The 13,447-nt window shown below is 64.0% G+C and carries 15 protein-coding genes; 10 read left to right on the forward strand and 5 right to left on the reverse strand.

The window, feature by feature from the left end:
- Positions 1–26 precede the first annotated feature (26 nt).
- Both C444_RS01595 and C444_RS01600 read right to left on the reverse strand, forming a co-directional pair.
- On the reverse strand, positions 27–626 hold the full coding sequence (locus C444_RS01595; protein WP_004590456.1) for a DUF6517 family protein: 600 nt from the start codon (positions 624–626) through the stop codon (positions 27–29).
- Entirely contained in the window at positions 623–1,306 is a 684-nt protein-coding gene (locus C444_RS01600) for a hypothetical protein (RefSeq protein WP_004590458.1), read from the reverse strand. Before C444_RS01600 ends, C444_RS01595 begins: the two co-directional genes overlap by 4 nt.
- A gap of 175 nt (positions 1,307–1,481) precedes the next feature.
- On the opposite strand from C444_RS01600, the gene C444_RS01605 reads away from it, so the two are divergent.
- Complete coding sequence (locus C444_RS01605) at positions 1,482–1,697, forward strand: hypothetical protein (RefSeq protein ID WP_004590460.1); 216 nt, start codon at positions 1,482–1,484, stop codon at positions 1,695–1,697.
- Positions 1,698–1,702: 5 nt separating this feature from the next.
- Here the strand turns inward: C444_RS01605 and C444_RS01610 are convergent, their stop codons facing one another.
- Complete coding sequence (locus C444_RS01610) at positions 1,703–2,902, reverse strand: inorganic phosphate transporter (RefSeq protein ID WP_004590462.1); 1,200 nt, start codon at positions 2,900–2,902, stop codon at positions 1,703–1,705.
- Positions 2,903–3,027: 125 nt separating this feature from the next.
- Here C444_RS01610 and C444_RS01615 point away from each other — a divergent pair, with 125 nt between their 5' ends.
- Positions 3,028–3,309 carry a hypothetical protein gene (locus C444_RS01615; protein WP_004590464.1) on the forward strand — a complete coding sequence of 94 codons (282 nt, stop codon included), beginning with the start codon at positions 3,028–3,030 and terminating at the stop codon, positions 3,307–3,309.
- Between the two features lie 82 nt (positions 3,310–3,391).
- Here C444_RS01615 and C444_RS01620 read toward each other — a convergent pair whose 3' ends face one another.
- On the reverse strand, positions 3,392–4,090 hold the full coding sequence (locus tag C444_RS01620) for a DUF5828 family protein (protein ID WP_004590466.1): 699 nt from the start codon (positions 4,088–4,090) through the stop codon (positions 3,392–3,394).
- Positions 4,091–4,281: 191 nt separating this feature from the next.
- Here C444_RS01620 and C444_RS01625 point away from each other — a divergent pair, with 191 nt between their 5' ends.
- The 8 genes from C444_RS01625 (at position 4,282) to C444_RS23210 (ending at position 11,990) form a co-directional block, all read left to right on the forward strand.
- Positions 4,282–4,974: a type 1 glutamine amidotransferase domain-containing protein gene (locus C444_RS01625; RefSeq protein ID WP_004590468.1), complete on the forward strand. Its 693-nt coding sequence runs from the start codon at positions 4,282–4,284 to the stop codon at positions 4,972–4,974.
- 199 nt (positions 4,975–5,173) lie between these two features.
- Positions 5,174–6,226 (forward strand): TAXI family TRAP transporter solute-binding subunit, encoded by a 1,053-nt coding sequence (locus C444_RS01630; RefSeq protein ID WP_004590470.1) that lies wholly within the window; start codon positions 5,174–5,176, stop codon positions 6,224–6,226.
- Positions 6,227–6,287: 61 nt separating this feature from the next.
- Positions 6,288–6,776 carry a DUF1850 domain-containing protein gene (locus tag C444_RS01635; RefSeq protein ID WP_004590472.1) on the forward strand — a complete coding sequence of 163 codons (489 nt, stop codon included), beginning with the start codon at positions 6,288–6,290 and terminating at the stop codon, positions 6,774–6,776.
- Positions 6,773–9,574: a TRAP transporter permease gene (locus C444_RS01640; protein WP_004590474.1), complete on the forward strand. Its 2,802-nt coding sequence runs from the start codon at positions 6,773–6,775 to the stop codon at positions 9,572–9,574. Before C444_RS01635 ends, C444_RS01640 begins: the two co-directional genes overlap by 4 nt.
- Before the next feature lie 40 nt (positions 9,575–9,614).
- A complete protein-coding gene (upp, locus tag C444_RS01645; protein ID WP_004590476.1) occupies positions 9,615–10,292 on the forward strand; it encodes a uracil phosphoribosyltransferase in 678 nt (225 codons plus the stop codon).
- 264 nt (positions 10,293–10,556) lie between these two features.
- Positions 10,557–10,994, forward strand: coding sequence for a hypothetical protein (locus C444_RS01650; RefSeq protein WP_004590478.1), 438 nt, complete (start codon positions 10,557–10,559; stop codon positions 10,992–10,994).
- Positions 10,995–11,040: 46 nt separating this feature from the next.
- Complete coding sequence (locus C444_RS01655) at positions 11,041–11,625, forward strand: DUF7090 family protein (RefSeq protein ID WP_004590480.1); 585 nt, start codon at positions 11,041–11,043, stop codon at positions 11,623–11,625.
- 206 nt (positions 11,626–11,831) lie between these two features.
- Complete coding sequence (locus tag C444_RS23210) at positions 11,832–11,990, forward strand: DUF7563 family protein (RefSeq protein ID WP_044952319.1); 159 nt, start codon at positions 11,832–11,834, stop codon at positions 11,988–11,990.
- Positions 11,991–12,094: 104 nt separating this feature from the next.
- Here C444_RS23210 and glmM read toward each other — a convergent pair whose 3' ends face one another.
- Entirely contained in the window at positions 12,095–13,411 is a 1,317-nt protein-coding gene (gene glmM / locus C444_RS01660) for a phosphoglucosamine mutase (protein ID WP_004590481.1), read from the reverse strand.
- Positions 13,412–13,447: the final 36 nt, after the last annotated feature.

Here is a 13,447-nt window from a genome sequence, read left to right on the forward strand (position 1 = left end):
TCCGTTTTCACCGTCGGAAGCGCAAGCTACGCGTTCCGCGTGACCGCGCCAAACGGCGGTACGGTGTCGTCCGGGGCAGTCGCTATCGCCGTCACTGAGTCCTCACCGGCACGGACACGAACCCGAGCGATGTCCCGCTCGCTGCCGTCAATCGTTGCCATCGCTGCCATCCGTGTCGTCTCGGTCCCCAGAAGCGTCGCCGAGCCGCTTTCGCGCCACTCCGAAACGGTGTCCACGTCAGCATCCATCGCAAGCGAAACGACCCTGGCGCTGTCCACCGCCGTCAGCGGGTCACGGACGACCTCGGGCTGGTCGACGACCTGCACGGCCGGGGCCGTCAGCAGCCCGAACCGCTTCCCGCTCGCCGACTCGTACACGCGCTGGAACACCGTCGCGATCACGTCCTGCCGCGACGTTAGCTCCACGTCACCGGAGAAGTCGACCGTCACTGTCGTCTCGATGATGCGGCTTTCCTCGACAATGGGCGAATAATTACTGGATTCGGGGAGTACCGCCGGCGCGGTCGCACTGGCTTCGATGGGTTCGCTCTCTTCCGGCAGGATGCCACAGCCGGCCAGCGTGGCCGTGCAGGCGACGACAAAACCGCGGCGTGTCGGCGGCGTCATTTCCAGAACCGCTTGGCGAGCCGCGAGAGTACTCCTTCCTCGGGCTGGGTCACGTCCTCCCAGAGGACGAACGCTTCGACCACGTCGGCGGCCTCGCCGGCGACGGCTTCCTGCTCGTCCGGAACGACGACGCCCAGATTGACCTCGTAATGGCCGTAGTAGCCGTATTTCAACAGCGTTCGCTCGCGTTGGCCGTCCACGAACGACCGGACTTCCTCCGGCAGTTCGTCGGCGATGAGGACGAAGGTGAAGTCGGTGCGGTAGTGCTCCTCGTTCGGCGTGACCCGTTTGTCGGCCAGGTCGTGGCCCAGTTCGACCAGCCGCTTTAGTTCGCCGACCGTCGGCCGGTCGACACGGCGGGCATAGAGGTACTCCTCAGACTCGTGGTCGCCGTAGGACAGCGCCGGGTGAAAGAACTGTTTCTGATTGAGGACCCGCATCTCGCCGTAGAGGTCCCAGCGCTCGCCCCGGAGCCGGTGGTCCCGTTCCAGCGTGTAGTTGTACATCAGGCGGTCGCTCACCCGGTCGAAGTACGGGTCGTCTGTCCAGTGTGGGACCTCCTCGATGATTTCGTCGGGGAGCTCCGATTTCGGGACCGCCCCAGTGACGGGGTCCTCCCAGTCATCCGCACCGTAATCCGGCGGTTCATCGACCGACGTGGACTCGGATTCCTCGCTCATCGTATCGAGTCGCGTGGGCGTTCAGTTCGCACCGGACCCATGCCGCGGTAGCTCATACCATGCCGATGCCGTGTCGGAGTCTTAAGCCCGTCGGTCAGCCGATGGGTGTTCACGGGCCGTACACGACCGTCGCGGCAGGTTTTTGACGCTGGCTCCCAAATTATCACCAACAATCATGGCGAAAGACACCGAGGCCTGCGGCCGCTGCTCGATGACCGTCGTCGTCGATGCCGTCGACGAAACCGAGGGCGAGAAACCTCACGACCCGTTCGGCGACGACCGCATCGAGGTCGACCAGCGCGACATCGAACGGGTATCGCCCGAGGCCTGGATGGGCCGGCTCTCGACCAGGGTGAATGAGGTCGTCAGTCGCTACGTCTGGGGTCGCTGACTGAGTCAGAGCGCCGCGTCGATGAGCCAGAAGAGGCCGTAGCTCAGCGCGAACGCCAGCGCGAGCGACCCGATCCAGGCCAGCACCGTCTTGCCCATCTTTTCCCGACTGACTTCGCCGCCGCCGGCGGCCGCGCCGGACCCGACGATAGCCGAGACGATGATCTCGTTGAACGACACCGGGATGCCGAAGAAGACGGCCGCCTGCGCGATGATAAAGCTCGGAATCAACGCGCCGATGGAGCGCCGCGGCCCCAGCGAGGAGTAGTCCTGTGCCAGCGCTTTGATCATCCGCGGCGCGCCCGTCCAAGACCCGATGAGGAGACCGAGGCCACCGAACAGGAGGATGCCCGTGATGGGAATGGCGGCCGTCGGCCCCTCCCCGAGCAGGGGGACCAGCGGTCCCAGCGCCAGCCCGACCTGACTCCCCCCGGCGGAGAAGGCCACGAGCCCGCCCATCACCAGCAAGAAGTGCCGTTGCCCGGCGGCTGCATCCGCTCTGATATCTAGATACAGCAGTCCACCCGCGATTACGCCCGCGAGTAGCGTCACGACTGCCATCGACGGGAGTACCGGCGTCCCGGCCGCTCGGGCGACGGCGCGGGCGACAGACGCCTGCTCGTTGCCCGGTGCCAGCAGGACGAACTCGATGTTCGCCAGGATCGCGCCGACCAGTCCGCCGAGCACCGGCACGAGCCGTTCTTCGGTGGTGGCTTCGTGCCGGAGTGACCACGCCGTCCCGAAGGCGATACCGCCGCCGACGAAGGGAGTGAGAACCCACAACGAGACGATCTCGATGTACTTTGCTGTCGCCGGCTGGCCGCCCATTGCCAGTCCGACGCCGACTACCGCGCCGGTGACGGTGAAGGCCGTCGCGATAGGGTAGCCCGTGAAGATGCCGACGGCGACCAGCACCGCCGCGGTGAGGAGGGCGACGATAGCGGCGATAGCCGAGAGGCCGCCACCGCTCGGGAACAGCACGAGTTCGCTCCCGACGGCTTCGGTGACGTTGGCCCCCTGCAGGACTGCGCCGGCCAATCCGAGGATACCGACGAAGAACCCGGCCCGCATCACCGAGATCGCGTTCGCACCCACGGCCGGCGCGAACGGAGTGGACCCGGACGACCCGGCACCGATAGCCCAGGCCATGAACAGACTCGCGGCTGACGCGATAACAAGCGTCACAATCGTACTCGTCGCGACCATCTGTCACGGCGTTTGCCCCGCCCTGCAATGAGCCTACCGTTCGTACGTCCCTCGCGGTACCGTCCACCTGCCGCCGCAGACGGTACAGCCAAACGTTCACATGTCAGTGCGTAGTCCAGTTCCGTATGCCCGCCGCCGAAGAGACCGTCCGCGTCTGGCTGGTCGAACGGACTTACTCCGACGACGAACAGAACCTCATCATCCTCACGTACGCGACGCCCGACGGCGAACAGTACTTCCGCAAGGAACGCGCTTTGACCTCGTTTTCCGACGTTCGGGAGACGACGGCCGCCGTCGACGCCGACCCGGACAACCTCGGTGCCGTCGCCGACCCGGATCTGCGGGCACAGTACGCAGCCGAGGCGTCGCGGATGGCCGAGGCCCACGACCCCGACGACGCGATCTGACCGTCTGTACGGCCGCGCTCGTGGTTAGTTCGTCTTGGCGTCGGCGACACTGGAAGCCGATATCGCTCGCACGGCGGCGAGCTTAGTTCGTCTTCGCGTCGGTCTCTTCGCCCGGCTCCGTCGCGTCCACACCCTCAGCAGCCTCGACAGCCTCGGTGACTTTCTCGGTGTCGACGTGCCAGCGGTCGACGGCCTGCTCGAAGTCGGCGAGCTTGTTCGAGACGCGCATCTTCAGGTCGTCGTCGTTGACGTTGACCTCGAAGACGTACTCGGGGCGCTCCTCGTCGCCGACGCGGCGGAGGTTCGCGCTGATGAGGTCGTTGTCGAAGTAGTAGGGCGCGATCTGCGTCATCACGTTGCGGTAGACGGTGTCCTCGACCTTTCGCAGGGCCTTCCGGCTCGCGGAGTCGGCCGCGCGGGCCACGTAGTCGACGGACTCGCTCCAGCGCTCCATCGCCTCGTCCGGTTCGTCGAGGTTCTCGTAGGACTCGCTGAGTTTCTCGCCGGCGGTCTGGAGGTCCTCGTCCGGCCCCTTGCCGGCCTGTTCCCCCTTGCCCTCGTCGACGCTTGCCTGGTCAGCGGTTTTCTCGTTGACGTCCTCGTCCAGTCGTTCGTGGCTCTTGGGTCGCCACTCATCGAACTCACTGAGGGCGTCCTCGTCGACGGCTTCGCCCGAAGCGATGTCTTTGAGCGCCTGCGTGATGCGCTCGCCGTGCTCGACGATGTCGACCCAGCCGCCTTTCGTCTTGAATCCTGAAACGCTCTCTTCGATGTCTGCCATGGTATAATAGATCGGTCTATGACAGCCGCGGGACCTGCTGCAGTGGGCTGTCCATCTGTACACAGCGGATTGCTGCTCAGTGGGGTTAAACGTTTCCGCTGTAGTGACATATGCAGTACTCTACTACACCTGTCCCGCTTCGCTCAACACCGAACGGCCGCTTATAAGGATTGCACGCGAATAGTAGTTTGATGCCATCCGCACTATTCGTCGTAAGCGAACACGGGTACTGGGGCGAAGAATGTATCGAGCCGCTGACGACCCTCACAGACGCCGGTCTGGATATCACGGTGGCGACACCGACCGGCGAGCCGCCGGTGCTTGACGAACGCTCCGTCGACCCAGAAGAAGTCGGCGAAGACCTCTCGGAGCACGTTCGGGAAGTCCACGAGACCGACGAGCGCCTGAACAACCCGATTCCGCTGGCACAGGCCGACGCCGAGGACTACGACACTGTCGTGTTCCCCGGCGGTCACGGTGCGGAGTGGGATGTCACACAGGACACCCACGCCCGCGAACTGCTTCGCGAGAGCGTCGCCGGCGACGATGGCAAGGCCCTCGTCGTCTGTCACACGGTCGGGATTCTGGCCTTCACCAGAGACGCTGACGGCGAGTTCCTCGCCGACGGCCGCTCGGTCACCGGCTTCCCGAACGCTTGGGAAGAAGGCATCGTCGACGAGAACGACCTGCTCCCCGACGGCCGGAAGCTCCCGTACTGGGTCGAAGACGAAGTGAAGGCCGTCGGTGCGGACTGGGACGCCGAACTCGATGCCGACACCAGCGTCACGGTCGACGGTGACCTCATCACGGCTCGTGGCCCGCCGTCGTCGGCTGCGGCCGCCCGGACGCTCCTCGACGAACTCGGTATCGAGACGTCGGCGTGACGACCGGACGCCCGCTGATCACTACCACACCTCAATTCGGCTGAATTTCTCGGAACCGAGTACGTCCGGTCCGGGCACGGTTTCCCACCCGGTCGCCGTCCCGGAGAACACAGTGACATACGCTATCGCACGATATAGTCAAATAACGACTGTGTACTAGCTAACCTTCTTGAAGCCCCCGTGCAACGTAGACATACGTATGACTAACAACTCCACGCGCAGGCGGTTCCTCAAAACAGCAGGCGTTGCAGGTGTCGCGGCACTCGCCGGCTGTGGCGGCGGCGATGGCGGCGACGGCGGGTCGACTGAAGGCGACGGCGGCGACGGTGAGATGACCGAAGGTGACGGTGGGATGACCGAGGGCGACGACACGACCGAAGGTGACGGCGGTGACATGGAGACCCGCCTCTCGTGGCACGCTGGCGGCACCGGTGGCACCTACTTCCCGCTCTCGAACGAGTTCAAGACAGTCGTAGAGGACAACACGGACTTCACGCTGAACGTCCAGTCGACCGGTGCGAGCGTCGAAAACGTCGGCAGCCTCGCCAGCGGCGACGCCGACTTCGCGCTCATCCAGAACGACATCGCCTCGTTCGCGAAGAACGGTACCGGCATCGATGCGTTCCAGGATAACGCCGTCGAGAACCTCCAGGGCGTTGCGACCCTGTACCCGGAAACGATTACAGTCGTCACCCTCGCAGACACGGGCATCACGCAGCTCTCTGACCTCGAAGGGGCGACGATCAATACTGGCGACCTCGGGAGCGGGACCCAAGTCAACGCGCTCCAGATTCTGGAGTCAGTCGGTATCTCCGATTTCACCGAGCAGAACGCCTCGTTCTCACAGGCCGCCGACCAGCTCCGGAACGGCGACATCGACGCCGCGTTCGTCGTCGGTGGCTGGCCGGTCGGCGCTATCGAGGACCTCGCGAACACCAACGATCTCGTCATCGTCCCGATCTCCGGTGACAATCGTGCCGCAGCGAAGGAAGACGCCTCTTGGTTCGCTGACGACACCATCCCTGCCGACACCTACACCGGCGTTGACGAGGCTGTCGAAACAATCGCTGTGCAGGCGATGATTGCGACGAACGCCGAACAGCCTGAAGGGACGGTCGAGTCGGTCACCGCGGCCATCTTCGACAACGTTGACGACCTCTCTATCAAGACGGACTTCATCAGCGCGGACTCCGCACAGGACGGGATGTCCATCGAACTCCATCCCGGCGCAGCGGCCTACTTCGACGCATAACGTCGCCGGCCGACGCCATCCGTATCGTTAACTAACTACCTTCTATTACTCACCAACTGGAATGAGACGACGATACGTCGCTATCGCGGTGCTCGTTGCCCTCCTCCTTATCGGGACTGTAGCAGCGCTCCCCGGCGGACGAGCACTGGTCGTTGAAGACGTCGAGACCGGTGAGCAGTATCTAACGGTCTCGGTCGAAGACGGCACGACCGTGGCGCTGGAATACATGCACAGTGTCGAAAAAACGCGCGTCTACGACGAGTACACGGTCCGCGGCGACCACCTCGAAATGACCCGCATGGAGTTCGAATCGTTCGGCTGGGGGCTCCCAAGCCGGGCCAACGTCACCCGTGAGGACGGGATGTATGTCTTCGACCCGCCGGGCAACTACACGCGGGTGACAGTCTCTCCCGGTGATGTTGCAGGACATAAACTTCACGTCGGAGCCGAAACCTACGACTTGGTAGCCCGCACCAACGGCCGCTCGGTCCATCTCTATGTGACTCAGCGCTCGGCGTTCGGTGCCGCGACAGACCAGCTAAACACATGACTGAAAACACACGACCTGACGACGGCGGGGAGGCCGTATCGGACGAGGAAGTCGACGAAGTACTGCAGGAGATCGAGCGGAAACGCTCGCTCACAGGCTGGGCAGTCGTCCTCGTTGCGCTCATCGGCATCTCGTTTTCAGTGTTTCAGATGTGGCTCGCGGCGAAAGGCTTCGTCCTCTCGCTCTCGCTGCCCGGCGTCGGTGACGTCGTGTTCGCGTCCCTGCAACTGCTCCAGATCAACGCCGTCCACGTCTCCTTTGGCCTCATTCTGACGTTCTTGCTGTATCCCGGCAGTACCGGTGACGGTCCGCTCTCCCGGCGCTGTATCGCGCTCGGGTCGCTGGTCGACGAGAAACTCGGCGCGGAGCATCCGGTGTCTCGTGTCGTCCACGCTATCGGGAGCGCCCTCGCCTGGGCGTTCCTCGACGCTAAGATGGACCGCGTGACGCCCTCGGATTTCGCCTTCATTGTCCTGTCGGTGCTGTCGGCCGCGTACTTCATCACTGACTTCAACGAGATCCAGCGCATGCGTGCGCTGGGTGTTCAACGTGGCCGCCCAATTCAGGAAGTGTTCACCTTCTTGGAACCGATAGCGGGCCTGCTTGGACCGCTCGCCGACACCTCCTACGCGTTCGTGCTGGGCGTGGTCGGCGTTTTGCTCGTGCTCGAAGCGACCCGCCGAGCGATCAGCCTCTGGCTGATGGTCATCGTCGCGGCGTTCGTCGTCTACGCCCGTTTCGGTGTTCTCATCCCACAGGACGCCGCCTACGTCGGCGTCCTCTCGATTCCGGAACTGTCCTGGCCCTCTATCATCCAGAACCTCTGGTACAACACGGAAAACGGGGTGTTCGGGATTCCGGTCACCGTCTCCGTGCAGTTCATCTACATCTTCATTCTCTTTGGCGCGTTCCTCGAGATGTCCGGCGCGGGACAGTGGTTCATCGACCTCGCGTACGGCGCGACGGGGACGCGGAAGGGCGGCCCCGCGAAGGCGTCCATTCTCGCCAGCGGCTTCATGGGGACCATCTCGGGTTCGTCCATCGCCAACACGGTGACGACCGGTGCGTTCACGATTCCGCTGATGAAGCGGTCGGGCTACTCGCCGGAGTTCTCCGGCGGTGTCGAGGCGTCTGCCTCATCGGGCGGTCAGATTCTTCCGCCGGTGATGGGGGCCGCCGCGTTCCTCATCGTCCAGTACACGGCGACGCCGTTCGCTGACGTCATCGTCGTTGCGACGATTCCCGCTATTGTGTTCTTCTTCGGCGTCTGGGTGATGGTCCACTTTGAGGCGGTCAAGGAGAACATCGGCGGCCTCGACTCTTCAGAACTGGTCAACCTCCGGAGCCACTTCAAAAGCGGGTGGTTCTACCTCGTCCCGCTGGGCCTCCTGCTGTACTACCTCATCATCGAGCGGCTGTCGGTCGCCCGCTCGGCGTGGTTCACGCTCATCGCTATCGGTGCGCTCATCACACTTATCGCAGCTTACAGCGATGAGACGCGTGCCCGGCTCGGCGCTATACTTGCGTCTCTCTTCGGGCTGACGACGCTCACGCAGTTCCTCACTGGGGAAGGCATCTTCGGGTACCTGTTCAATCGGTTTGTACAGGCCACTACAGCGTTCCCGGCGCTGTTCGACCGTATTGATGGACTTGTCGCGGCAGACCTGACAGCAGAGGGTGCGCTTGCACTGCCCGGTCCACAACCACTTGGCTCCGCGCTTTCGGCCACCCTCGGTAACGTCGGCACGCTGATGATTCTTGCCGGTGTCATCACGTTGATTACGCGGCCCCGACTCGACTCGCCGCTGCTGTCGTTCGACGGTGCTGTCGACGAAACCGCCGAATCGACCGCTGACGCTGTTGGTCGCCCAGATCTGGCATCGAACGGGCTGTACAAGCTTGGCGTCTTCCTCGGGAAGTCGATGGAAAGCGGGGCCAGAACTGCGGTGCCGGTCGTCATCGCCGTCGCCGCTGCCGGTATCATCCCGGGCGTCATCAGCGTCTCCGGCCTCGGCCCGAACCTCGTCTCGCTCATCACGGCCGTCGCCGGCGGCTCGCTGGTCTTGCTGTTGCTCGTCACCGCGTTCTCCTCGATTATCCTCGGGATGGGGATGCCGACGACAGTGACCTACATCATCCTCGTCTCACTGCTCGCGCCGGCGCTGACCAAGTTCGGCGTTCCGCTGCTTGCGGCGCACCTGTTTATCCTTTACTTCGGTGTCATCGCCGACATCACGCCGCCGGTCGCAGTGGCTGCCTACGCCGCTTCCGGTGTCGCGAAGTCCGACGCTTTCGAGACTGGTATCGAGGCGTTCTCGTTGTCGCTCAACAAGGCCATCGTCCCGTTCGCGTTCATCGTTTCGCCAGGCATCATTCTGCTTCGGCGCAACCCCGACGCTGCCAGCCTCGATATCGGGGACAAGTACCGGGTCGTCGGGACTGCGGACCTTCTCGATGTCGGCTACTCCGTCCCCGAGATACTGATTCCGGTGATCGGCGTCTTCCTCGGCGTCGTCGCGCTGGCCGCGACAGTCATTGGATTCGCGTACGCGCCGGTCTCTCGGGGTGAGCGCGCGGCGTTCGCGTTCAGTTCGCTACTCCTGATGGCTCCCGGCCTCGCGGTGTCCGGTGTGTACGACCTCCTCGGACTCGTCGGCATCGCCGGCGGCGAGATGACGGTGCTGCTCGACGTTGTGCTCCGCGGCGTCGGCCTCGCGCTGTTCCTCTTCCTCATGGCCAAGAACCGCCAGCGTGGCGGTGACCCTGCGGTACGGTCAAACACGGCTGAGCCGGCGTGAGTGAGAACCGTTTAACCCATCGGGGGTCAACGGGCACGATATGCCAATCGAACAGCGCGGCGACGCCTCTGTCGTCACGCACGCGCTGGCGCGAGACGAACTGACACGCATACGAAACGTCGAGACCGAACAGGTCGCGTTCCGGAAAGGACTGGTCCGTCTCGGCCGTATCTGTGGCTACGAGATCATCGACGGTCGGATGGAGACCGAATATACGGAAATCCAGACGCCGTTGACTACGACGATGGGCGAGCGCGTCAAAGGGCTCGAAGACGTCGTCATCGTTAACGTCCTTCGCGCCGCGACGCCATTTGTCGAGGGACTGCTCAAAGCGTTCCCCCGCGCCAGACAGGGCGTCATCTCCGCCAGTCGCGACGAGGAAGCTGGGATGAACGATGACGGCGAGTTCCCCATCTCGGTCGAATACGTCAAACTGCCCGAAATCACCGAGGACGACACCGTCATCATCGCGGATCCGATGCTTGCAACTGGGTCAACGATGGCCACGGTACTGGACTACATCACCTCGGAGAAGACAGAGCCGGAGAACCTGCTCGTCCTGGCCGCGGTTTCCGCGCCCGAGGGTATCGTCCGGGTTTCGGAGGCTCAGCCGGATGCTGATATCATCAGCGTCGCTATCGACGACAAACTCGATGATGACGGGTTCATCGTTCCGGGGCTCGGGGACGCCGGTGACCGAGCCTTCCGGACGACGTAAGCCGTCACGACCCGCTCGCCCTGTTGGCTAGGTGACGAAACGTTTTTGTTTGCGGCCCGAATGTCCCGATGATGTCGCGATTTTCCGCCCCCTCACAGCCGCTGTACCCCCTTGCTTCACCTGGAAACCGAGGGACGGTGGCATATTTTCTGTCCAGTTGAAACGAGAAAGACGGCCGTGAACCGCCTCGCGGCGGTTGGACGTGGTTCCTGTTGGGCAGTGGCAGACCGGGAGACTTTCCTGCTGACGGGACAGCAACCCGGTATGGCTCGACGCCGATACCGGGTCGCGGACACTGCCCAGCAACTCGTCGGCGGGTTCCTGCTCGCGGGACCGTTCGTCGTGACCGAGGAGGTGTGGGTACTGGCCGAGAACATGTCCTGGTATCACGCGGTGCTCGTCGTCGGCATTGTGTTCGCTATCGGGTACGGGGCGCTGTACAAAGCCGACGCCGGCCGGGACGTGGATACCGAGGCGGAGGTGGCCGGTATTCCGGTCCGGTTCGTCTCACTGATGGGCGTCGCGTTCGGCTCGGTCGCCATCCTCGCGATGGCGCTGACCGCCCCGGATACGTTTCTCGTCGACGGTGGGATTCTGCCGGACCCGACGCCGATGGCGGTCACCCTGACGACGCTGAAAGCCATCACTGTCGGTGCGATTTTCAGCGTCGTCGGGGCTGCGACGGCAGACAGCGTATTCTGACCGTGACCCGCACACTTAATTGGGTGCCACCCTCCTTGATGTGCATATGGAGTACACGCTGGCTATCGACAACGCGCCGGAGACTGTTCCGGGTGGCACAGGGATACTGCTCCTGCACCCGAGTACCGGCGAGACGGACCGACTGGACACGGACTTCCTTGCGACCGACACGGACTCGATGCTCGTTATCTCGACCCGGACCACTGCCCGGGAGGTCAAGCAGAAACTGGAGTACTACGAGGTCGACGAGTCGAAAGCGACCATCCTCGACACGCTGTCGGTCGAACGGGGCTACACCCGCCGCCGCTCCGAGGGCGTTCGGTACGTCTCTGCACCGGATGACCTGTCCGGTATTGTCTCGGAAACTGAGACGTTCCTGCAGGAACACGACGGGAAACTCCGCGTGACCTTCGACTCGTTGACGGAACTCATCTACTACGCTGACGAGGACGGCGCGCTGTCGGCCGTCAAAGACATCCTCGACCTGCTAGACGAGTACGACGCCGTCGGGATGTTCCACCTCGCTGACGAAGTCCACGACGAGGAGACGGTCGCGGCGTTCCGGGAACTCTTCGACGGTGTCATCGAACTGTCCGAGGACGGAACCATCACCAGTACCTTCGAGGCGTAACCGGACACACCCTGTCCAGAATCCACCGCTCCTTCGACCGATTTGTGACAGCTGAACGACACTCACTCCCTCGTCGAGTACCCCGATGCTGTTTCCCTCTTTCGAACGAAATGGCGTTTTCACCGGGTAGCGACGCCAACGCCCCGTATGCGAACTCTTACCAAACCAATAACAATTAAGAGGGTATAACCCACATACAGGGTTGTATGCCGGAATGCCAGAACTGCGGTAATTTTGTAACGGCTGACTACGCGCGTGTGTTCACGCCGAACGGGGTCGAAAAGCCCAGGGTCTGTCCGCAGTGCGAGGACAAGATTCGCGACGGGGCAGACGTCCGTGAGGCCCGGTCCACACGTCGCGGATAGAACCGGTCAGGAACTGCCGCCCTGTGACCTGACGGTTGCGGGGACGTTTTCCTCGCCGGCTACACTCGCTACCAACCGCTGTTTTCCCGGTATTCTCGTTTCATCTATACCAGCGCGTCCGTGAGGCGTGTGCGTGCCTCCTCGAATACCACATCTGCACGGTCTGCGTCGCGGGCTTCGGCGGTGATCCGAACAAGCGGCTGTGTGCCGCTGGCTCGCAAGAGGAACCACGCGTCGCCGAGGTCGACACGGACGCCATCGAGCGTCGTCACGTCGTCGTAGGCGTCGGTCACTGTCTCCCGAACGCGGTCCATCACCGCTTCCTTCTCGTCGGTTTCGACGCTGTCCCGGCGGATGGGGTAGTCCGGTACGTCGGCGGCGCGGTCACCCAGCGGACGTTCGCTGTCCAGCGCCGCGGCGGTACAGGCTGCCAGCGGCCCGTCCGGACACAGCGTTCGCTCAGGCCAGATCCACGCGCCGCTTGGCTCGCCGCCGAAGGCCACGCCCTCGCCGCTCGCGGCCTCGGCGACGTACACGTCTCCGACAGGGGTGTACTCGACGGTCACGTCGATATCGTCGAGGTGATCCGCGACGGCGAGGCTCGTATCGACTGGGACGGCGACCCGTTCGCCCGGTGACGCCGCGGCACGGGCGAACACAGCCAGCAACACGTCGCCGGAGAGGAAGGTCCCGTCGGCTGCGACCGCCCGCATCCGGTCGGCGTCGCCGTCGTGGGCGATACCGAGGTCGGCGTCGGATTCGGCCACCAGCGTCGCCAGCGACTCGCAGTGCTCGGCTTTCGGCTCCGAGGGGCGACCGGGGAACGCGCCGTCGGGCTGGCCGTTGAGCGTCTCGACGGCACAGCCCAGCTCGGTGAGGGCATCGACGCTGACCTGGCCCGCGCCGTTGCCGAGGTCCACGACGACATGGCTGTCGAGAGCCCGTTCGCCGACTGCCGAGACGAGCGCGTCGACGTGGCGCTGGCCGGCGTCCCAAGACTCGATGTCGCCGCCGTCGTCCCAGCCGGCCGGCTCGAACGCGTTCTCTTCCAGTCGCTGTTCAATCGTCTCTCGCAGTTCTGCATCGAAGGCCTGGCCGCTGGGCTGCCAGAGCTTGATGCCGTTGTCCTCCGGCGGGTTGTGGCTGGCCGTCACCGCGACGCCGGCGTCGGCGTCCTGCCATGCGACTGCCCGTCCGATAGTCGGCGTCGCCGCGCCGCCGAGTTCGACCACGTCGACGCCGCTCTCCCGGAGCCCGGCCACCAGCGCCGCCTGCAGGTACTCGCCGCTCGCTCGCGGGTCCCGGCCGACGACGACCCGCTCGCAGTCGATGCCCAGGGCCCGCCCCACCGAGAGCGCCAGCTCGGCCGTGACCGTCTCACCGACTGGCCCCCGAATCCCGCTCGTTCCGAACTGTGTCATTACTGGCTCCTGCGTCGGGCCGCCCTAAAATCTATC

This window comes from Haloarcula japonica DSM 6131 (genome assembly GCF_000336635.1).
GTDB lineage: Archaea > Halobacteriota > Halobacteria > Halobacteriales > Haloarculaceae > Haloarcula > Haloarcula japonica.

Bases quoted from the DNA above. Each gene is read 5' to 3' on its own strand.
- C444_RS01595 (WP_004590456.1), bottom strand. From the start codon at position 626: ATGACGCCGCCGACACGCCGCGGTTTTGTCGTCGCCTGCACGGCCACG.
- C444_RS01600 (WP_004590458.1), bottom strand. From the start codon at position 1,306: ATGAGCGAGGAATCCGAGTCCACGTCGGTCGATGAACCGCCGGATTAC.
- C444_RS01605 (WP_004590460.1), top strand. From the start codon at position 1,482: ATGGCGAAAGACACCGAGGCCTGCGGCCGCTGCTCGATGACCGTCGTC.
- C444_RS01610 (WP_004590462.1), bottom strand. From the start codon at position 2,902: ATGGTCGCGACGAGTACGATTGTGACGCTTGTTATCGCGTCAGCCGCG.
- C444_RS01615 (WP_004590464.1), top strand. From the start codon at position 3,028: ATGCCCGCCGCCGAAGAGACCGTCCGCGTCTGGCTGGTCGAACGGACT.
- C444_RS01620 (WP_004590466.1), bottom strand. From the start codon at position 4,090: ATGGCAGACATCGAAGAGAGCGTTTCAGGATTCAAGACGAAAGGCGGC.
- C444_RS01625 (WP_004590468.1), top strand. From the start codon at position 4,282: ATGCCATCCGCACTATTCGTCGTAAGCGAACACGGGTACTGGGGCGAA.
- C444_RS01630 (WP_004590470.1), top strand. From the start codon at position 5,174: ATGACTAACAACTCCACGCGCAGGCGGTTCCTCAAAACAGCAGGCGTT.
- C444_RS01635 (WP_004590472.1), top strand. From the start codon at position 6,288: ATGAGACGACGATACGTCGCTATCGCGGTGCTCGTTGCCCTCCTCCTT.
- C444_RS01640 (WP_004590474.1), top strand. From the start codon at position 6,773: ATGACTGAAAACACACGACCTGACGACGGCGGGGAGGCCGTATCGGAC.
- upp (WP_004590476.1), top strand. From the start codon at position 9,615: ATGCCAATCGAACAGCGCGGCGACGCCTCTGTCGTCACGCACGCGCTG.
- C444_RS01650 (WP_004590478.1), top strand. From the start codon at position 10,557: ATGGCTCGACGCCGATACCGGGTCGCGGACACTGCCCAGCAACTCGTC.
- C444_RS01655 (WP_004590480.1), top strand. From the start codon at position 11,041: ATGGAGTACACGCTGGCTATCGACAACGCGCCGGAGACTGTTCCGGGT.
- C444_RS23210 (WP_044952319.1), top strand. From the start codon at position 11,832: ATGCCGGAATGCCAGAACTGCGGTAATTTTGTAACGGCTGACTACGCG.
- glmM (WP_004590481.1), bottom strand. From the start codon at position 13,411: ATGACACAGTTCGGAACGAGCGGGATTCGGGGGCCAGTCGGTGAGACG.